21 protein-coding genes are annotated in these 17,181 nt (G+C 67.9%); 12 read left to right on the top strand and 9 right to left on the bottom strand.

What is annotated here, in order from left to right; all coding sequences use genetic code 11:
• Positions 1–26: 26 nt before the first annotated feature.
• Together ACIGII_RS07155 and ACIGII_RS07150 are read left to right on the top strand one after the other, a co-directional pair.
• Positions 27–836 (top strand): alpha/beta fold hydrolase, encoded by an 810-nt coding sequence (locus ACIGII_RS07155; protein ID WP_399636104.1) that lies wholly within the window; start codon positions 27–29, stop codon positions 834–836.
• Positions 837–849: 13 nt separating this feature from the next.
• A complete protein-coding gene (locus ACIGII_RS07150) occupies positions 850–2,076 on the top strand; it encodes an MFS transporter (RefSeq protein WP_399636101.1) in 1,227 nt (408 codons plus the stop codon).
• Positions 2,077–2,102: 26 nt separating this feature from the next.
• Here ACIGII_RS07150 and ACIGII_RS07145 read toward each other — a convergent pair whose 3' ends face one another.
• The gene (locus tag ACIGII_RS07145) at positions 2,103–2,813 is read right to left on the bottom strand and encodes a sensor histidine kinase (protein ID WP_399636098.1); all 711 of its coding nucleotides are present in this window, start codon (positions 2,811–2,813) and stop codon (positions 2,103–2,105) included.
• 8 nt (positions 2,814–2,821) lie between these two features.
• On the bottom strand, positions 2,822–4,438 hold the full coding sequence (locus tag ACIGII_RS07140; RefSeq protein WP_399636095.1) for a M20/M25/M40 family metallo-hydrolase: 1,617 nt from the start codon (positions 4,436–4,438) through the stop codon (positions 2,822–2,824).
• 191 nt (positions 4,439–4,629) lie between these two features.
• Between ACIGII_RS07140 and ACIGII_RS07135 the strand changes: the two genes are divergently transcribed.
• The 4 genes from ACIGII_RS07135 to arsC all read left to right on the top strand — a co-directional run bounded on the left by ACIGII_RS07135 (position 4,630) and on the right by arsC (position 6,911).
• Positions 4,630–5,517, top strand: coding sequence for an SDR family NAD(P)-dependent oxidoreductase (locus tag ACIGII_RS07135; protein ID WP_399636093.1), 888 nt, complete (start codon positions 4,630–4,632; stop codon positions 5,515–5,517).
• Positions 5,518–5,541: 24 nt separating this feature from the next.
• Positions 5,542–6,042: an SDR family NAD(P)-dependent oxidoreductase gene (locus ACIGII_RS07130; RefSeq protein WP_399636090.1), complete on the top strand. Its 501-nt coding sequence runs from the start codon at positions 5,542–5,544 to the stop codon at positions 6,040–6,042.
• Positions 6,033–6,374, top strand: a complete 342-nt coding sequence (locus ACIGII_RS07125) for a hypothetical protein (protein ID WP_399636088.1) — start codon at positions 6,033–6,035, stop codon at positions 6,372–6,374. Before ACIGII_RS07130 ends, ACIGII_RS07125 begins: the two co-directional genes overlap by 10 nt.
• Before the next feature lie 117 nt (positions 6,375–6,491).
• Complete coding sequence (gene arsC / locus ACIGII_RS07120; RefSeq protein WP_399636086.1) at positions 6,492–6,911, top strand: arsenate reductase (glutaredoxin); 420 nt, start codon at positions 6,492–6,494, stop codon at positions 6,909–6,911.
• Between the two features lie 42 nt (positions 6,912–6,953).
• Here arsC and ACIGII_RS07115 read toward each other — a convergent pair whose 3' ends face one another.
• The 3 genes from ACIGII_RS07115 to ACIGII_RS07105 form a co-directional block, all read right to left on the bottom strand.
• Positions 6,954–7,637 carry a type 1 glutamine amidotransferase domain-containing protein gene (locus ACIGII_RS07115; protein ID WP_399636084.1) on the bottom strand — a complete coding sequence of 228 codons (684 nt, stop codon included), beginning with the start codon at positions 7,635–7,637 and terminating at the stop codon, positions 6,954–6,956.
• A 104-nt stretch (positions 7,638–7,741) separates the two neighbouring features.
• Complete coding sequence (locus ACIGII_RS07110; protein WP_399636081.1) at positions 7,742–8,347, bottom strand: TetR/AcrR family transcriptional regulator; 606 nt, start codon at positions 8,345–8,347, stop codon at positions 7,742–7,744.
• A gap of 56 nt (positions 8,348–8,403) precedes the next feature.
• Positions 8,404–8,781, bottom strand: a complete 378-nt coding sequence (locus ACIGII_RS07105) for a response regulator (RefSeq protein WP_399636078.1) — start codon at positions 8,779–8,781, stop codon at positions 8,404–8,406.
• 201 nt (positions 8,782–8,982) lie between these two features.
• On the opposite strand from ACIGII_RS07105, the gene ACIGII_RS07100 reads away from it, so the two are divergent.
• Together ACIGII_RS07100 and ACIGII_RS07095 are read left to right on the top strand one after the other, a co-directional pair.
• Positions 8,983–10,140, top strand: a complete 1,158-nt coding sequence (locus tag ACIGII_RS07100) for a DUF1254 domain-containing protein (protein WP_399636075.1) — start codon at positions 8,983–8,985, stop codon at positions 10,138–10,140.
• A 60-nt stretch (positions 10,141–10,200) separates the two neighbouring features.
• Positions 10,201–10,833, top strand: coding sequence for a M23 family metallopeptidase (locus ACIGII_RS07095; protein ID WP_399636072.1), 633 nt, complete (start codon positions 10,201–10,203; stop codon positions 10,831–10,833).
• A 17-nt stretch (positions 10,834–10,850) separates the two neighbouring features.
• Here ACIGII_RS07095 and ACIGII_RS07090 read toward each other — a convergent pair whose 3' ends face one another.
• From ACIGII_RS07090 to ACIGII_RS07075, 4 genes are all read right to left on the bottom strand, one after another.
• On the bottom strand, positions 10,851–11,486 hold the full coding sequence (locus ACIGII_RS07090; protein ID WP_399636069.1) for a DNA-3-methyladenine glycosylase: 636 nt from the start codon (positions 11,484–11,486) through the stop codon (positions 10,851–10,853).
• A 76-nt stretch (positions 11,487–11,562) separates the two neighbouring features.
• Positions 11,563–12,450, bottom strand: a complete 888-nt coding sequence (locus ACIGII_RS07085) for an RNA polymerase sigma-70 factor (RefSeq protein WP_399636068.1) — start codon at positions 12,448–12,450, stop codon at positions 11,563–11,565.
• Between the two features lie 79 nt (positions 12,451–12,529).
• Positions 12,530–12,937 carry a cupin domain-containing protein gene (locus tag ACIGII_RS07080; RefSeq protein ID WP_145479013.1) on the bottom strand — a complete coding sequence of 136 codons (408 nt, stop codon included), beginning with the start codon at positions 12,935–12,937 and terminating at the stop codon, positions 12,530–12,532.
• A gap of 11 nt (positions 12,938–12,948) precedes the next feature.
• Complete coding sequence (locus ACIGII_RS07075) at positions 12,949–13,428, bottom strand: carboxymuconolactone decarboxylase family protein (protein WP_399636065.1); 480 nt, start codon at positions 13,426–13,428, stop codon at positions 12,949–12,951.
• 245 nt (positions 13,429–13,673) lie between these two features.
• On the opposite strand from ACIGII_RS07075, the gene ACIGII_RS07070 reads away from it, so the two are divergent.
• From ACIGII_RS07070 to ACIGII_RS07055, 4 genes are all read left to right on the top strand, one after another.
• Complete coding sequence (locus ACIGII_RS07070) at positions 13,674–14,708, top strand: LysR substrate-binding domain-containing protein (protein WP_399636063.1); 1,035 nt, start codon at positions 13,674–13,676, stop codon at positions 14,706–14,708.
• A 131-nt stretch (positions 14,709–14,839) separates the two neighbouring features.
• Positions 14,840–15,595: an SDR family oxidoreductase gene (locus ACIGII_RS07065; protein ID WP_399636060.1), complete on the top strand. Its 756-nt coding sequence runs from the start codon at positions 14,840–14,842 to the stop codon at positions 15,593–15,595.
• 24 nt (positions 15,596–15,619) lie between these two features.
• The gene (locus ACIGII_RS07060) at positions 15,620–16,126 is read left to right on the top strand and encodes an Ohr family peroxiredoxin (protein WP_399636057.1); all 507 of its coding nucleotides are present in this window, start codon (positions 15,620–15,622) and stop codon (positions 16,124–16,126) included.
• A gap of 31 nt (positions 16,127–16,157) precedes the next feature.
• Positions 16,158–17,165: a bestrophin family protein gene (locus ACIGII_RS07055; protein WP_399636054.1), complete on the top strand. Its 1,008-nt coding sequence runs from the start codon at positions 16,158–16,160 to the stop codon at positions 17,163–17,165.
• Positions 17,166–17,181 lie beyond the last annotated feature (16 nt).

The following is a 17,181-nucleotide window of genomic DNA, read 5'->3' as shown; positions in this document are numbered from 1 at the left end:
GTCCACTCCCCCCGAGGACTACGTCCATGAAATCCCGTACACATCGTCTGCCCTCCCTGCTCGGCACCTTCATGTTGCTGGCCGTGGCGCTGGCCACCCCCCTGTCTGGTTTCGCCGCACAGCCAACGCAAGCCAAACCCACGGTCGTGCTGGTGCATGGTGCCTTCGCCGACGGCTCCAGCTGGAACGGCGTCATCGAACGCCTCCACGCCGACGGCTACCGGGTGATCTCCGCACCCAACAATCTTCGCAGCATCCGCACCGACGCAGCGGAAGTGAGCAGCCTGCTGCGCAGCATCTCCGGGCCGGTGGTGCTGGTTGGCCACTCCTATGCCGGCTCGGTGATCAGCGCCGCTGCTGACGGCGTGTCCAACGTCAAGGCGCTGGTGTTCGTAGCTGCGTTTGCGCCGGCGGTCGGCGAGACGGCCGCACAGTTGTCGGCCAAATTCCCCGGCAGCAGCCTGGGCGCCACGCTGGCACCACCGGTTGCCCTGTCCGACGGCGGCAAGGATCTCTACATCCTGCAGGACAAGTTCCACGCGCAGTTCGCCGCCGACGTGCCCGCGAAGCAGGCACGCCTGATGGCGGCCAGCCAGCGCCCGATCACCGAAGCAGCCTTGAACGAGGCAAGCCCTGCCGCCGCGTGGAAGACCCTGCCAAGCTGGTTCGTTTACGGCGAAGCCGACCGCAATATTCCTGCAGCGGCCCAGGCATTCATGGCCAAACGCGCCCATGCCCGCGATACCGTGGTGATCAAAGGGGCCTCGCATGTGGTGATGGTGTCCCATCCGGACGCAGTGGCCGCACTGGTCGAGAAGGCGGCGCTGTCCCGGTGACGGTCCTGCCCGCATGAACAGCCGACTGCCGCTGGCGGACAACACCCCGAAGGAACCGGTTCTTGCCGGGTCGTTCGGGGTACGCGCCGTGGCGTTGCTGGCCGCCATCTCTGCACTGGATGGCTTCGCGGTGTTGTCGGTTGCGTTTGCAGCCCCCGGTTTCTCCCGTGCATTCGGTGCGAACGCAGCTGCGCAGGGCTGGACACTGGCGACCGGGCTGGTGGGAATGGGGCTGGGCTCGCTGCTGCTGGCACCACTGGCCGATCGGTACGGACGCAACTCGCTGGTGCAGGTGAACCTTGCGCTGATGCTGCTGGGCATGGCGGCCAGCGCTGCGGCGACGGGGTACGCCGGACTGATCGTGTCGCGACTGGTGACCGGGCTTGGCACCGGCGCCATGATCGCCGTGCTGGCACCGCTGGCGGCGGACCATGCCAGCCCGCGCCGCCGGGAGCTGGCAATCGGGTTGATGTCGATCGGCTACCCGGTGGGTGGCGTGCTGGGGGGTACCGTTTCCGCGCTGCTCCTCCAGGGGCCTGGCTGGCGGGCGATATTCGTGCTGGGCAGCCTTCTCGCTGCGGTGCTGTGGCCGCTGATCCGCACCTGCCTTTACGAGCCCGCCGGTTCAGCGGACGACCGCCGATGGGAACATCCGCGCAGGCCCGTGCCGATGCAGGCCGACACGCTGCCGCAGGCGGCGAAGGTCACCGCGATCAACGTCCTGTTCGTCACCAGCGGCTACTTCTTCCTCAACTGGGTGCCGTTGATGGTGGTCGGGGCCGGGCATTCGCCCGCGCAGGCCACCAGCGTGTCGGTGGTGGCCAACCTGAGCGGCGTGGCGGGCGGCGTGCTGCTGGGATGGCTGGCACCGCGGTTCGGTCTGCAACGTCTGGGGGCCTTGGCCCTGGTCGTTTCGGGTTGCGGCACGGCGTTGTTGGGCAGCGTGCTGGACGACCTCGGCACGGCGCTGCTGGTCGCGGCCGTCACCGGCTTCTTCGTGTTCGGCGGTTTCGTCGGCATGTTCGCCCTGATCGCCGCGAGCTTCCCGCCGCAGGTGCGCACTACCGGTGCCGGGTGGGTGATCGGCATCGGACGGGGAGGCAGCGTGCTGGCGACGCTGGGGGCCGGGATGCTGTTCGACGCTGGCATGGACCGCGCGGACGTATCGGTCTGGCTGGGCAGCTGCGCGGTGGTTGCAGGCGTGGCTCTGGCAATTCTCAGGTGGCGCCCGTCCACGTAAACGCCTTGCCCGCGCAGCCGGCAGGTTCAATCGACAGGTGCATGAGGAAGAGCGACGGTGAAACAGCTGCCGCGTCCGCTGCCCTCGCTGCACGCCCCCACGCTGCCGCCATGCCGATCGACGATGCGCTTGACCACGGACAGGCCGATTCCGAGACCCAGTTTGGAACCCGACAAACGTGGCAACGTGACGCTGTCGAACAGCGTCGCCAGGCGGTGGGGTTCGATGCCCACGCCTTCATCGGCTACCTCCACCAGCACCTGCGTGTCCTGCAACCGGGCGGTCACGCGGATCTGGCCGGGCGACGGTGTGTAGCGCATGGCATTGGCGACCAGGTTCACGAACACCTGCTGCATGCGCATCGGGTCGACGCGCAGCATGATGTCGCATTCGGGCATCTGCACCGCGACGTTGCGTTCCGGCCGGCCCATCTGCCGCGCGGCGATCGATATCGCTTGTCGCAGCTGCTCGCCCAGCCAGCATGGCGCGCGCTCCAGATGGAATCCCTCGGCATTGACCTGGCTGTGCTGCAGGAGGTCCTCCACCATGCGGGCGGCCAAGGCGACGTTGCTGGCGATGGCGCCCAGCAGCAGGCCGCAGCGCTGGTCCTGCGCTACATGCGATTCAAGCACGCTGACGGCCAGCCCGATGGCCGACAGTGGGTTGCGCAGCTCGTGCGCCAGCTCGGCCAATGCCAGGTCGCGCGGCTGCGCCGGGAGGTTCAGTGGGCGGTTCATGTCCGGCCTCAACGCAGGTCGTCGGGAGTGTCGTAGGTGAACGGATCGCTCGGGGCGGGCGCGCTCGGCAGTGCCTGGCGTGGCAGCGGGTCGCGGCGGTTGGCGACTTCGAGCAGGATGCCCGCCAGCACCACCGCACCCTGCCGCATGTCATCGGCCTTCAGGTGGTCGTAGGTATCGATGCTGGAATGGTGCACGCGGGTGTCGTAGTCCAGCGGGTCCTGGACGAACTGGAACGCAGGCAGGCCGACCGCCGCGAACAGTTCGTGATCGGTGCTGTCGACATCGCCGGCGACCACCCGTTCCACGCCCAGCGCGCGGAACGGCGCGATCAACTGCTCGAGTGCTGGAACCGCGGACAGGTTGCCCTGCGCATGGATCCCGCGGATCCGGCCGGAGCCGTTGTCCAGGTTGAAGTACGCGGCAAGCCTGGCGTAGTCCGCGAGCGGCGCCACCGGGAAGCGGCGGCTGATCGCGTAGTAATCCTCCAGGCCCGTGGTGCCCGGCGCGGCGGGAGGGCGAGATGCCAGGTGGGTGGCGACATACGCCTTCGATCCCAGCAGGCCTTGTTCTTCGCCGGACCACAGCGCAAACCGGATCGTGCGGCGTGGACGGATTCCGATCACAGCGAGCATGCGCGCCGCCTCCATCACCATCGCACAGCCGGCGGCATTGTCTGCGGCGCCGTCGGCCGCGGCCCAGCTGTCCAGGTGCGCACCCGCCAGTACATAGCCGGCGCTCCGATCGGTGCCGGGTATCTCGGCGATGATGTTGTACGCGGTAGCGTCCTCGTCGAGGAAGCGGGTCTGGCTGTCGATTTCAAGCACCACCTCGCCATTCTTCGCCAGTCGTGCCAGGCGACGATAGTCTTCAGCCACCAGCTCCACCGCCGGCAATGGTCCGCCGTGCTGGTAGTGAGTACCTTCCCCGTGCAGCAGTCCGCCGTCGCTGTAGGACTGCTGCACGCGGGCTACCGCGCCTTCGGCCCTCAGGAACTGGTCGATCCGTTGCTGCAGGCGTGCGTGCTTCAGCCAAGGGGGTGGCACCGATGGCGCGTGCAGCGGCGGGTCGTAGTGATCCATCGCAGCGATCTGGGCGCTGCTGAAGCGCTGGAACGGGGCCTGGTCCGGTTCCGATCCGGTGCCGGGCAGGTCTGCCAGCACCGTCTTCCCGCGAAGTTTCCCGCGCCAGGCGGCGAAGTCCGCTGTGCTCCGGATCGGCGCGACCACGATGGGCGCGCGCACCGGCCCGGGCGTCGAGGGTGACCAGGCAACCGGCACGGCATGCAGAGCCAGCACACGCGGCGCAAGCATGCGTACCGCCACGTGTTCCATCTCCCAGCCGCGCCCGAACGCGAAGCCTTCGCGGTGCACGTTGTGCAGGCCCCACTGGCGATACTGCTTCAGGGTCCAGTCCTCGGCACGGTGCATGCCAGTCGAGCCGGTCAGGCGCGATCCGATCTCATCGCTCAGCCATTCGGCAGTGTTCATCACCTGCGAATGATTGAAGCCCTGGTCGCGCAACCGGGTCTGTGCGTCGGGTGCTTCCGGCGCGGCGGACGCCGGGGCCTGCAGGGGCAGGGCGGCAAGGAGTGCTGTAGCCAGGCAGTGCAGTGCCGTGCGCATGCGGAGTTCCTGCAAAGGGGGGCAGGGACGCAGAGGCACGCCCGTGGACCGCCAGCATGCCCACGCTCCATCGCGCGGTGCAGCTATACGTTGGTATCTCCGTCGCCACGCTAACGTCGGCTAACACAGCATAGCGGGCGTAGCCGTCGACGCCGGCGCATGCTGTCGGCTCCTTCCCCCGGAGATGCCGCATGCCTACGCACACACCCGCACTGGTCGACAGTGCGGAACCGCTCACCTGGCTCGTCACCGGTGCGTCCAGCGGCATTGGCCACGCGCTTGCCGAGCACGCGCTCACGCACGGGCACCGGGTGGTGCTGGCGGCGCGCAGTACCCGTGCCATGGATGCATTGGCGGCGCGCTTCCCGGAGTCGGCGCGCGTGGTGGTACTGGACGTCACCAGCAGCGCCCAGCGCAGCGCGGCCGTGCAGCACACACTCAGCCAGTTTGGTCCCATCGATGTCCTGGTCAACAATGCCGCCGTCGATTTCATCGGCGCCATCGAGGAGCAGCGCGAACCGGACTACCGCGCGCAGTTCGAGGTCAATCTGTTCGGCGCGGTCGACATGATGCGCCTGGTACTGCCGGGCATGAGGGCGCGACGCGCCGGAACGCTGGTCAACATCTCGTCCATGGACGGCATCGCCAGCCTGCCGGCCAATGGGTTCTACTCGGCCAGCAAGTTCGCACTGGAGGGGGTGACCGAAGCGTTGCAGCAGGAGCTGGCGCCGTTGGGCATCCGCGCGTTCTCGGTACAGCCAGGCTCGGTGAGGACCGGCATTGAAGCGCGCACGCACGCGTCCGGCAACGCGATCTCGGACTACGCTGCGACCTCGGGTAGGTTCCGCGAACAGGTGGCGGCCGTGACCCCCGACATGTTTCCTGGCGACCCGGCCCGTGTGGCTGCAGCCATCCATGACGAGATCGTGGCACCGACCGGACGCCGTTGGCTGGTGCTGGGCAGCGATGCGCTGCGACGCATCGTCGCCAAAGTGGCGGCACTGCAACGGGACCTGGATGCCGCCGCGCTCACCGCGGCACGCACCGACTTTCCCGACGCCGGCACTGCCGTGCTCTGATTCCATCCCCTCAGGAGATATCCCATGACACAACGTTGGCTCATCACCGGCGCGTCGCGCGGCATCGGCCGGGCACTGGCCGAGGCTGTACTGGCAGCCGGTCACCGGCTGGTTGCCACCGCACGCGATCCGGCACGGCTGAACGATCTGGTGCGGCAACACGGTGATGCGGTGCGCACTTTCGCCCTGGACGTGACCGATCCCGCACAGGCGGCCGCGGCCGTCGCCTTTGGCGATGCCTTCGGCGGGCTGGACGTACTGGTGAACAACGCCGGCTACGGCGATGTGAACTCCGTGGAAGACGCAAGCCTTGAAGAGTTCCGCCAGCAGATCGAAACCAATCTGTTCGGCACCATCATCATGACCAAGGCAGTCATCCCGCTGATGCGGGGGCAGGGCAGCGGCCACATCATCCAGTTCTCGTCGGTGGGCGGACGCATCGGTGCACCCGGCCGTGCGGCATACTCGGCCGCGAAATGGGGAATCGAGGCTTTTCCGAGTCATTGGCCAGAGAGATGGCGCTGATCGGCGTGCATGTCACGATAGTGGAGCCCGGTGGATTCCGTACCGACTTCGCAGGCTCGTCCACCACCCTGCACGAGGGTCGCAGAGAGTACGACGCGGTGGTCGGCGCCACCGCACGTGCGCAGCGCGACTACGACGGCCGCCAGCCCGGTGTCCCCGCGCGGGCCGGCGCCGCCCTCGTTCAGCTGGCTTCGCTGCAACGTCCACCGCTGCGCTTGCCGCTGGGCAGCGACGCGTTGGAGATCATTTCCGGTGCGGACCGCTCCAGGCTTCTGGAACTGGAGCAGTGGCGCGGGCTCAGCGTCTCGACGGATTTCTCGCCAGCAGGGTGACGACGCCGTCGTGTCGCGAACGGGTGCCTTGGCACCGGGCATCGAGCGCCAGTGTTGCGTGCTTCCATTCGATGATTCCTGAATAATGGAAACACCGTTTTTCACACAGGAAGGCACATGAAGCCCGTCATCTACCACAACCCCGGATGCGGCACCTCGCGCAACACGCTGGCGTTGATGCGTCATGCGGGCATGGAGCCGACGGTGATCGAGTACCTTGTCGATCCGCCCAGCCGTGCGCGACTGGTCGAACTGATCGATGCCGCGGGAATGGACGTGCGCGGCGCTATTCGCAAGAAGGAGCCGCGCTATCGCGAACTGGGTCTTGACGATGCCTCGCTCGGCGACGATGCGCTGCTGGATGCGTTGCTGGCCAACCCCCTCCTGATCGAGCGGCCCTGGGTGCAGACCGATCTGGGCACGCGGCTGTGTCGGCCGTCGGAGGTCGTGCTGGAGATCCTTCCCGCAGTCACCGCGCCGTTTGCAAAGGAAGACGGCGAGGTGGTGATCGACCAGGACGGCCGGCGGGTTTCCTGAGCGCGCCCGCCTTGCGGCGGGCACGCTGTCGATCACCGGTGCTTACTTCGCGCCCAGTCGCTGCAGCAGCACGGCGGCCGTTTCTGCTGACGACGCGGGGTTCTGCCCGGTGACCAGCAGGCCATCAGTGACCACATACGAGCCCCAGTCCGGCCCCTTCGAGTAGTCGCCGCCAAGCGCCTTGAGCGTGTCTTCCACCAGGAACGGCACCACCTCGGTCAGGCCGACGCCGGCTTCTTCGCTGTTGGTGAAACCCGTCACCCGCTTGCCCCGCACCAGCGGCTCGCCCGTGGCCGCCTTGACGTGGCGGAGCACCCCCGGGGCATGGCAGACCAGCGCGACCGGCTTGTTGGCGGCGATGAAGGATTCGATCAACGCGATGGAACCGGGGTCTTCGGCCAGGTCCCAGAGCGGCCCGTGGCCCCCGGGATAGAACACGGTGTCGAAGTCGGCCTGCGCGACGCTGTCCAGGGGCACGGTAGCGGCCAGCTGCGCAGTGGCCGCCGCATCGGCCTGGAAGCGACGGGTGAGTTCGGTCTGGAACTCCGGCGCGTTGCTCTTCGGATCCAGCGGCGGCTGTCCGCCCTTGGGCGAGGCCAGGGTGATGGTGGCGCCGGCGTCCTGGAACGCGTAATAGGGCGCGGCCAGTTCTTCAAGCCAGAATCCTGTTTTGCGGCCGGTGTTGCCCAGCTCGTCGTGGGAAGTAAGAACAATCAATACGTTCATGGGGCGCGGATCCTCGTTGGTGGAAGAAGCTATACAGTAGACCGGTCGTCTAGAAACCCGGCGTGAAAAAACGCCCGGTGGGCGTCGTCGACCCGTTGCCCGGTTCAGGCGGCGGGATGGAGCATCTGTCGTGTTGCCTGGACGGCGTTGTCGAAGGGCTGGCGGCTGCGCACGATCTTGACCATCAGGCTGGCCCCCAGCCACAGCTCGTACAGACTCTGTGCCACGGCGTCCGGGGTGCCAGAGAACGCCAGTGAGCCCTCCGCCGCACCCGCTTCCAACACCTTCGCCAGCCGCGCGATGATGCCGGCGGTGCCCCGCTGCAACACGGCACGCATGCCTTGGGACAGGTCCGCGACTTCGGCGCCCAGCTTCACCGCCAGGCACTTGCCCTGGCAGTCATCGAACGACTGGTTTTCCATCCAGTCATTGAAGTAGGCGTCCAGTTGCTGTGCGCGGTTGATCCCCGCGTTGGCGAAGATGCGGTCCATATCGGCCAGGTATGCCGCGAAGTAGTCCTCCAGCAGCGCCTCACCGAACGCTTCCTTGGAGCTGAAGTAGTGGTAGAACGAGCCTTTCGGCACGCCTGCAGCACTCAACACTTCATTCAACCCGACCCCCGAGAATCCTTTGCCGCCCATGATGCGCCGGCCGCTGGACAGGATCCTGTCGCGGACATCACGGGCTTCCGGGGGAGGCAGTGGGCTCATGCAGCGCACTCTACACCCAGATTAGACCAGTCGTCTAGTGGCTGACTGCCCGCGCCCTAGCTGGCCTTGCGCCCTTCGCCGAGGGCGCGTTCCACATGCGCCAGCAGGTTGTCGATCTCGAACGGCTTGCCCACGAACGGGACCGTCCTGTGCGCGGCAGGTACGGCCTGGAGGTACACGGCGGACGCGAACAGAAATGGGGTTCCCAGGCGCGCCAGGCGGTCTGCGACGGGAAACACGGCGCCGTCGCGAAGCTCGACATCCAGTATCGCCGCGTCAAACGGCTGGTCTGCAATGGCAAACAAGGCATCGGTGACCGAATAGGCCGGAACCACGGTGTAACCAGCGCCGCTCAGGACTTCAATGAAAAGCCTCGACAGCTCGATTTCATCCTCCACCACCAGGATGACCTTGTTTGTACGGGATGACGCCAACCTGCCCATGAATCACGCGCGAACCGAAGATGGGCCCATGGTCTGCCTGCCAGTGTCAACGCGGCGGAAAGCCCCGTAGTCGCCATCTTCATCGCCGACGGTCGCCAGCTGCGGGCAATGCGGTTGAAACCGCAGTAGAAGTACGGTGTTGGCTGCTGCAGTCGATTGCTAGGCTCCAGCTTTCCGCGCTGGAGACCTGCCATGAGCCGCCACGTCCTGCGTAATCCCCGTGGCGTCCTGCCGCTGACCGCACTGGTGATCGCGCTGGCCTGTGCCGGCTGCCGCCGGGACCCCGAGCCCACCCCGGCCGGTGCGGCCGCCGGCGCCGCACCGGCAGCCGCGCCTGCCGCCCCGGCGGCGGCGCCCCCGGCGGTGGCGGCTACCGAACCCGACCGCGCTGCCGCGCCGGGAAGCGTGCCGGTGACCGCAGACAACTTCGTGCGCGCCGAATCCGATCGCTACCTCGGCGCACTCGTGAAAGAACAAGGCCTGGGCAAGCTGTTCCACCATCGCGAACCGGCGTCGATCGACAACCAGACCGTGGTTCGATTGAATCGCGACACCTTGTACTCCAGTGCGGTGTTCGACCTCGATGCCGGCCCGGTCACCATCACCCTCCCCGATGCCGGGGACCGCTTCATGTCCATGCAGGTCATCGACGAGGACCAGTACACCACCCAGGTGAACTACACGCCCGGCGCCTACACGCTCAGTCGTGGCAAGGACGGTACCCGCTACGTGGTGGTCGCCCTTCGAACGCTGGTGGATCCTTCCAACCCGGAGGATGTGGCCAGGGTTCACGCGTTGCAGGACGCGATCAGGGTCCAGCAGGCCGCGCCGGGCAGCTTCGAGGTACCCAAGTGGGACACGGTGAGCCAGGACAAGGTGCGCGCTGCGCTGCTGACCCTGGCATCCACCCTGCCCGATACGCGGCACATGTTCGGCACGCGCGACACGGTCGACCCGGTGCGCCGCGTGATCGGGGCCGCATCGGCGTGGGGCGGAAATCCCGACAAGGATGCGATGTACCTCAACGTTGTTCCCGCAAGGAACGACGGCAGCACCGTGTACCGGCTGCACGTGGCCGACGTGCCCGTGGATGGATTCTGGTCGGTGAGCCTGTACAACGCGCAGGGCTACTACGAAAAGAATCCGCAGAATGCCTATACGTTGAACAACCTCACCGCGAAGAAGGGCGCCGACGGATCGATCGACATCCAGTTCGGAGGATGCGACGGCCAGGTGCCCAACTGCCTGCCAACCATGCCGGGCTGGAATTACATGGTGCGGCTGTACCGGCCGCGGGCAGAACTCCTGGACGGGCGCTGGACATTCCCAGAGGCCGTGCCGGTGCAGTGAGCGCGGAACACGGCGCCTTGACCGCGCGACATCCACGCGCGGTCTGCGATGCTATGGGGCATGAACCCGACGCCTCCGCCCGACAACGATAGTGCACCTGCCACCCATGCAAGCCCGCGTTCGCCGGCATTCGCCCTGCGCCGGTGGCTGGCTTGGCTGCTGCTTCCACTGCTGCTGGGAATTGCGGCGCTGGCCCTGTGGAACGGCGAATGGCTGAAGGCGCCGCGCGCGATGTGGGAACTGTCGCGCATGCCAGCGCCGTCGTCGCTGCCCGTGCCGGTGGAAGGCGTAGCGGCGCGGCGGATTGCCGACACCTTCGGTGCGCCGCGCGGCCGCGACCGCACCCACGCCGGCGTGGATATCTTCGCCAAGCGCGGCACGCCGGTCCGCAGCGTCGGACCGGGGGTGGTCGTCGCGGTGCGCGACAGCGGGCTGGGCGGGCGCCAGGTCTGGGTGGTGGGTCCGGCGCGCGAACGCTACTACTACGCGCACCTGGACGACTGGCGCGAGGGTCTGAGCGAAGGCGAAGTGGTCAGCGAAGGCTCGGTGCTGGGCTATGTAGGCGACAGCGGCAATGCCGCCGGCACGCCACCGCACCTGCACTGGGGCATCTACGGCGCCGAGGGCGCTTACGATCCGCTGCCGCTGCTGAAGGCGCACCGCACGACCAACGGTCGTGCGCTACCCCGGTAGGTAACGACCGTTGGTCGTTACGCCTTCGACCGCCGGCCGGACACATGCGCATGCCCGCGCACGTGCCAGCGCCACGGAAACGCCACGGCGCGGCTGATGCCGATGCGGGGCCCGGCCACCGGATCGTCCGGTGGCGGCATGCCGTCGGACACGATGCGGATGCCGCGATCATTCTTCACCAGGTCGGCGCCATCCAGCGCTTTGGTGATGCCCATTGCCTGCGAGAGTCGCCCCGGCCCGCTGGCCAGCTCGCGATCGCGCCGGATGGCCGGGCGTGCTTCGCGGATCAGCGCCACGCCATGGACCGGCTCCAGCGCCCTCAACAGCACGCCCCAGCCCTGGCCGATCTCACCGCACACGGCATTGCTGCCCCAGTGCATGCCGTAGGTGAAGTACACATAGAGGTGGCCACACTCGCCAAACATGCTGGCGGTGCGTGCGGTCATGCCACGAAACGAGTGCGCCGCCGGGTCCTGGTCGCCGGCGTAGGCTTCCACTTCCACGATCCGGCCGGCGCGCCCATCGTCGCGGACCAGCAGCTTGTTCAGCAGCTCCGGTGCCACCTCGACCGGATGGCGACGGTAAAACGCGCGCGGCACGGTACGCCAGCGCGAAGGCGGCAGCGGCGTGTGCGGGACGGCGGGGACGGACATGGCAGATTCCGGTGGGACTACCCGCACCATGCACCGACGGTCGTCATCGTGGCATCAAGCCGCGCGGCGCTGTCGCTCAGCGCAGCGACAACGGCTGCCGGGCCACGATCCGCACCAGTTTGTGGGGGTTGCGCTGGACCAGGATCTGGGTAATGCGCTCGCCATCGGTGTCGAAGGACATCGCCGACTCCAGGTGGTCGCCGAAGTAGCGCAGCAGCCCCATGCGGCCGTTGAAGAACGCCGGCACCATGCGCAGCTCGGCGCGGCGGCGCAGCGTGGGCGCGAACAGCAGCTGGGCGATGCGCGCACCGCCGAGCATCGGTTTGGGGAAACTGCTGACGATGCCGCCCCCGTCGCCGATCAGCTGCGCCGAACTGTCCATCAGCGCCACCATCGATTTCAGGTCGGCCTTGTCCAGTGCGTCGGCAAACGCCTGCAGCAGCTGCTGGTGGGTCCGGTGCGGCACGACCTGCAGCGGGCGCTCCTCGCGCAGACGGGCGCGGGCGCGGTGCACGATCTGGCGGCAGGCGGCCTCGCTCTTGTCGAGGATGCGGGCGATTTCCGGGTAGTCACGGTCGAACACATCGTGCAGCAGGAAGGCGGCGCGGGCCTCCGGCGCCAGCCGTTCCAGCACCGCCAGGAACGCCAACGACAGATCGCTGGCGGCTTCATGCAGGCGTTCGGGCGTGTCCGCATCCTCGGTCGGCACCGGCTCGGGCAGCCAGATGCCCACGTAGTGTTCGCGGCTGCGACGCGCCATGCGCAGTTCGTCGATGGCGATGCGGGTGGTGGTGGCCACCAGCCACGCCTCGGCATTCACGATCGCACTGCGGTCGGTGCCGTGCCAGCGCAGCCAGACTTCCTGCGCCACGTCTTCGGCTTCGGCCATCGAACCCAGCATGCGGTAGGCCACGCCCAGCACGCGCGGGCGCAACGGGGTGAACAGGTCGGGGAGTGTTTCCATCGCGGCATTCAACACGAGCGAACGCCGCAGGAACAGTGCCGGGAGAGCAGCACCGTGCCTGCGGCGTCCGACGCCCAACTCAATGCGGGGGCAGCACGGCAGGCTTGTCGGCGTCCTTGATCAGGAACACCACGAACCGCGCCGGTTCGGTGCTGCTGGCGTTGCGACCGACGGTGTGGAGGTCGGCTGGGCCCTCATGGAAGGCCTCGCCGGGACCCAGGGTGACCTCGCGGCCGCCGGCCACGCCCATCACGATGTGGCCCTGCAGCACGTACACGAACCCATGCGCGTCGTGCCGGTGCACCGGGTCGGCCCCGCCGGGCGGGTACTCCACGGTCAGGATCAGGGCTTCCTTGCCCGGATACTCGGGCAGGGGCGTGGTCATCACCGCAGTCACCACCGGCTCGGGGGCGGCGGGCGGGGAGGGTGCCGCCAGGGCGGCAGCGCTGGTCGCAGCCAGCAGCAGGGAGCAGATCAGGGTGCGCATGGGCGTCTCCTTCAGTCGAGGCCAGCCTTGTCCAGGCCCCAGGCCTTGTCGCGCGAGCCCGGCTCGCTGCGGAAGGCGATGTTGATGCGGTTCCAGGCATTGATGCCCATCACCGCGTGGGTCAGGTCGAGTACTTCCTGTTCGGAAAGCTGGCCGCGCACGCGCTCGTACAGCTCATCGGAAACCCCCTGCGCCGGCAGCTGGGTCAGTACTTCGGTCCACGCCAGCGCCGCCCGCTCGCGCGGACTGAACAGGGTGGACTCGCGCCACACCGCAACGTGGTGCAGCCGAAGCGGGCGTTCGCCGTGGATCGTGGCCTGCTTGATGTGCATGTCCACGCAGAAGCCGCAGCCATTGAGCTGCGAAGCACGGATCGCGATCAGGTCCTGGATCGGTTCTTCGATCGTGGTGGCGTGCGCGGCCATGCTGTAGTCCAGCAGCTTCTTGAACAGCGCGGGGGCCTGCTTCTGGTAGTCGAGACGTTCGGTCATGGGAGTACTCCTGGGGAGAGGGGAACGGATTCGAGGCTGCAGGCTAGGCCCGCAGCCGTCATGCCGGTAGCCGGCGCAGCGGACGCACGGTGTTGAGCGCAATGCACCAATCCAGCCAGGGCGGGGCTGTCACAGCGCACCGAGCTGGTCCGTCTGACTGGCATGAGCGACCCGACTCCCCCCGATGCGGATGCCGCCCGTGCCTGCCTGCGCGCCCCTGCGCGCCCTCCTGGAGTGCCACCCGCATGTCCCTGACCGAACCGGGCACCGTAGACGAAGGTGCCGACCCCCTGACCACCGGCTTTTCCGCCAGTTACGCCGGGGTGATGGCCTTCATCGCGGTCGCCCATGAAGGCAGCTTCTCGCGCGCGGCCGACCGTCTCGGCATCGGCCGCTCGGCGGTGAGTCGCAGCGTGCAGAAACTGGAGGGCCAGCTTGGCGTGCGCCTGTTCCTGCGCACCACGCGGTCGACCTCGCTCACCCGCGAAGGCGAATTGTTCCATGACGGCTGCCGCCCCGGCGTGGACCGGATCCTGCAGGCGCTGGAGGAGATGCGCGACCTGCGCGACGGGCCGCCGCGCGGACACCTGCGGGTAAGCGCGAACCCGGGGTTTGGCCGCAAGGTGATCGCACCATTGCTGTCGCAGTTCCGTGCGCTGTTCCCGGAGGTCACCCTGGAGCTGCAACTGGAAGAGCGCGCGCTGGACCTGGCCGCCGACCGCATCGACGTCGCCTTCCGCGATGGCGTGCTGGAAGACAGCGAGGTGATTGCCAAGCACCTGATCCCGATGCAGCTGCTGGTCTGTGCGGCACCGGCCTACGTGCAGCAGCACGGCATCCCCGGCAGCGTCGCCGAGCTGGCCGCGCATACCTGCATCAGCCAGCGGCAGTCCAACGGCCGCCTGCAGCCGTGGGAGTTCCGCGTGGACGGCCAGCCGTTGCGCGTGGAACCGGCGTCGGCGCTGGTGTTCAACGATGCCGACCTTGCGTTGCAGGCGGTGCTGCAGGGCCAGGGCGTGGCGCAGCTGCCGAACTACCAGGTACGCGCGGCGCTGGACGCGGGCCTGGCGGTGAGCTGCCTGGACCGTTATGCCGCTGATGATCGCGGCCATTACCTGTGCTATCTGAGCCGCCGCCAACTGCCCAAGCGCATCCGGGCCTTCATCGACTTCATCACCGCCGAGGTGCGCGCGCTGGACCTGGACGTGGTGACCCACTGGGAGTCGGTGCAGCAGGGTACTGCCCCGGCACGCGACATCGATGCCGGTGCATGGCGATGAACGGCGATTGGTGCCCGGCAGGCAACAGCGCGCGTCCGTGCGCGGACCTACTGCGGCAGGCGCGGCCTGCCTAGCATCCTTCCATGCCCTGGCCATGGCCGGGCGTCCCTTTCCAGCAGTGGAGCATCCCCATGAAGTTCCTGGTCATCGGCGGCACCGGCCGCATCGGCAGCAAAGTGGTCGAGCGCCTGCGCGCGGCAGGGCATGAGATCGTCATCGCCGCGCCGTCCACCGGCATCGACATCATCAGTGGCGAGGGCCTGGACGCGGCCATGGCCGGCACCCAGGTGGTGATCGACCTGGCCAACGCGCCGTCGTTCGAGGACACGGCCGTGCTGGCGTTCTTCCAGACCGCCGGCCGCAACATCCTCGCCGCCGAAGCGAAGGCCGGCGTGCAGCACCACGTGGCGCTGTCGGTGGTGGGTACCGACAAGCTCGCCGCCAGCGGCTACTTCCGCGGCAAGATCGCGCAGGAGGCACTGATCCGAGAGTCCGGCATCGCCTACACCATCATCCACTCCACCCAGTTCTTCGAGTTCCTGCCGGGCATCATCCAGTCCGCCGGCGACGCGCTGCGGCTGCCCACGGCGCTGGTGCAGCCGATCGCCGCCGACGATGTCGCCGACGCAGTCGCGCGCGTGGCGCAGCAGCCGGCGGTGAACGGCGTGGTGGACATCGCCGGCCCCGAGCGCGCACCGATGGACGAGCTGGCGCAGCGCTTCCTGGACCGCACACGCGACCCGCGCCGCGTGGTCGGCGATGCACAGGCGCCGTATTTCGGTGCGCAGCTGCAGCCCGACACGTTGGTGCCGGCAGGCGGCGCGTGGCTGGGTCGGCAGGGCTTCGACGCCTGGCTGCAGCAGTCCGGGTTCGTCCAGGCGCACTGACCTTCCGTATCGCGTGGAGCTGCCATGTCCGACCTGAAGCCGCCATCGCCGGCCGTTCTCGACAAGTACCGGGGCGATGAGGTGCGTCCGCTCTACACCGGGCGGGTGCGGGTGAGGGGCGGCGAAACCGGGCACGGGCGTGCGTCGGGCGTGGTGACGTCCGACGATGGCGCGCTGCAGCTGGATCTTCGCCTGCCCCCGTCGCTGGGCGGGCCCGGTGGCGGCAGCAACCCCGAGCAGCTGCTGGCGGCCGGTTACGCGGCCTGCTTCCACGGCGCGATGAACCTGCTCGCCAGCCGCGCCGGGCTCGCCCTGGTGGATGCCTGCATCGAGGTGTCGGTGACGTTCTCGCGCGATCCGATCGACGGGCTGTACCTGCTGTCGGCGGAAGTGGAGGCCTACCTGCCGGGCCTGGAAAGCGGCGTCGCCGCCGAGCTGGTGCGCAATACAGAGCGCGTATGCCCGTACGCAAAGATGTTCCGCAACGGCATCACCCACGTGGTGAGCGTGGTGCCGACCGACGCGCCGTGAACGGCGCTCCCCTTTGCTGGAGAAAACGATCATGCACGCCGGCCGCTCCTACACCTTCACCGAATTCCTGTTGTGGACGCGCCACCCGCTGTACGCGCTGGTCCTGCTCGATGTGACCCTGGTGGCGCTGTACCAGCTGGGCGGTCTGCACTGGCTGGCGGTGCCGTGGAACGTGATCTTCATGCTTGGCACCAGCGTGGCGCTGATCGCCGGGTTCAAGAACACCCAGACCTACAACCGGTTGTGGGAAGCGCAGCAGGTCTGGGCATCGATCACGGCCGCCAGCCGGGCGTGGGGCACGCTGTGCCGCGACCATGTCGGCCATCCCGGGCACACCCGTCGGCTGGTGTACCGGCACCTGGGCTGGCTGACCGCGTTGCGCTACCAGATGCGCGAGAGCCGGCCCTGGGAGACGCAGCAGCAGCTGCCGAACGTGGAGTACCGGAAGCATTACCAGGTGCCGGAGAAGACGCGTACGCTGGATGTCGAGCTGATCAAGTACGTCAGCCCCGAGGAACGCTCGCGCATCCTGGGGGTGTCCAGCAAGGCCACCGAAGTGCTGTCGCTGCAGGGCCAGGCACTGCGCGGACTGCTGGACGACGGCCTGGTTCCGCCGGCCAGCTTTGCCGAACTGCAGCGCGCGCTGCGCGACCTGCACGAGCAGCAGGCCCGCAGCGAACGGCTCAAGGACTATCCCTACCCGCGCCAGTACGCGGTGATCAACGTGATCTTCGTGCGCATCCTGTGCCTGCTGCTGCCGCTGGGCATGATCGACCTTCTGGCACCGATGAACGACACCGTGGGCGGCGCCTTGGCCGGGCACATGGTGTGGTTGGCCATTCCGCTCAGTGTGCTGGTGTCGTGGATGTACGCCGCGCTGGACCAGGTCGGCGAGAGCAGCGCCAATCCGTTCGAGGGCGGCGCCAACGACATCCCGATCTCGCAGCTGTGCGGCACCATCGAACGCGACCTGCGCCAGCTGCTGGGCGAACGCGATGTTCCCGAGCAGCAGGAACCAGCCAGTCCCATCGTGCTGTAACCCCAAGGAACAGGCA

The sequence above is a fragment of the Stenotrophomonas sp. NPDC077420 genome (assembly GCF_044543385.1).
GTDB lineage: Bacteria > Pseudomonadota > Gammaproteobacteria > Xanthomonadales > Xanthomonadaceae > Stenotrophomonas.
This window is presented reverse-complemented; position numbering and strand designations above follow the sequence as displayed.

Excerpts from the sequence above, each read along its gene's own strand:
- ACIGII_RS07155 (WP_399636104.1), top strand. The coding sequence starts at position 27 with ATGAAATCCCGTACACATCGTCTGCCCTCCCTGCTCGGCACCTTCATG.
- arsC (WP_399636086.1), top strand. The coding sequence starts at position 6,492 with ATGAAGCCCGTCATCTACCACAACCCCGGATGCGGCACCTCGCGCAAC.
- ACIGII_RS07055 (WP_399636054.1), top strand. The coding sequence starts at position 16,158 with ATGCACGCCGGCCGCTCCTACACCTTCACCGAATTCCTGTTGTGGACG.
- ACIGII_RS07145 (WP_399636098.1), bottom strand. The coding sequence starts at position 2,813 with ATGAACCGCCCACTGAACCTCCCGGCGCAGCCGCGCGACCTGGCATTG.
- ACIGII_RS07085 (WP_399636068.1), bottom strand. The coding sequence starts at position 12,450 with ATGGAAACACTCCCCGACCTGTTCACCCCGTTGCGCCCGCGCGTGCTG.
- ACIGII_RS07100 (WP_399636075.1), top strand. The coding sequence starts at position 8,983 with ATGAGCCGCCACGTCCTGCGTAATCCCCGTGGCGTCCTGCCGCTGACC.
- ACIGII_RS07140 (WP_399636095.1), bottom strand. The coding sequence starts at position 4,438 with ATGCGCACGGCACTGCACTGCCTGGCTACAGCACTCCTTGCCGCCCTG.
- ACIGII_RS07060 (WP_399636057.1), top strand. The coding sequence starts at position 15,620 with ATGTCCGACCTGAAGCCGCCATCGCCGGCCGTTCTCGACAAGTACCGG.
- ACIGII_RS07135 (WP_399636093.1), top strand. The coding sequence starts at position 4,630 with ATGCCTACGCACACACCCGCACTGGTCGACAGTGCGGAACCGCTCACC.
- ACIGII_RS07090 (WP_399636069.1), bottom strand. The coding sequence starts at position 11,486 with ATGTCCGTCCCCGCCGTCCCGCACACGCCGCTGCCGCCTTCGCGCTGG.
- ACIGII_RS07070 (WP_399636063.1), top strand. The coding sequence starts at position 13,674 with ATGTCCCTGACCGAACCGGGCACCGTAGACGAAGGTGCCGACCCCCTG.
- ACIGII_RS07150 (WP_399636101.1), top strand. The coding sequence starts at position 850 with ATGAACAGCCGACTGCCGCTGGCGGACAACACCCCGAAGGAACCGGTT.
- ACIGII_RS07130 (WP_399636090.1), top strand. The coding sequence starts at position 5,542 with ATGACACAACGTTGGCTCATCACCGGCGCGTCGCGCGGCATCGGCCGG.
- ACIGII_RS07110 (WP_399636081.1), bottom strand. The coding sequence starts at position 8,347 with ATGAGCCCACTGCCTCCCCCGGAAGCCCGTGATGTCCGCGACAGGATC.
- ACIGII_RS07095 (WP_399636072.1), top strand. The coding sequence starts at position 10,201 with ATGAACCCGACGCCTCCGCCCGACAACGATAGTGCACCTGCCACCCAT.
- ACIGII_RS07075 (WP_399636065.1), bottom strand. The coding sequence starts at position 13,428 with ATGACCGAACGTCTCGACTACCAGAAGCAGGCCCCCGCGCTGTTCAAG.
- ACIGII_RS07125 (WP_399636088.1), top strand. The coding sequence starts at position 6,033 with ATGGCGCTGATCGGCGTGCATGTCACGATAGTGGAGCCCGGTGGATTC.
- ACIGII_RS07065 (WP_399636060.1), top strand. The coding sequence starts at position 14,840 with ATGAAGTTCCTGGTCATCGGCGGCACCGGCCGCATCGGCAGCAAAGTG.
- ACIGII_RS07080 (WP_145479013.1), bottom strand. The coding sequence starts at position 12,937 with ATGCGCACCCTGATCTGCTCCCTGCTGCTGGCTGCGACCAGCGCTGCC.
- ACIGII_RS07115 (WP_399636084.1), bottom strand. The coding sequence starts at position 7,637 with ATGAACGTATTGATTGTTCTTACTTCCCACGACGAGCTGGGCAACACC.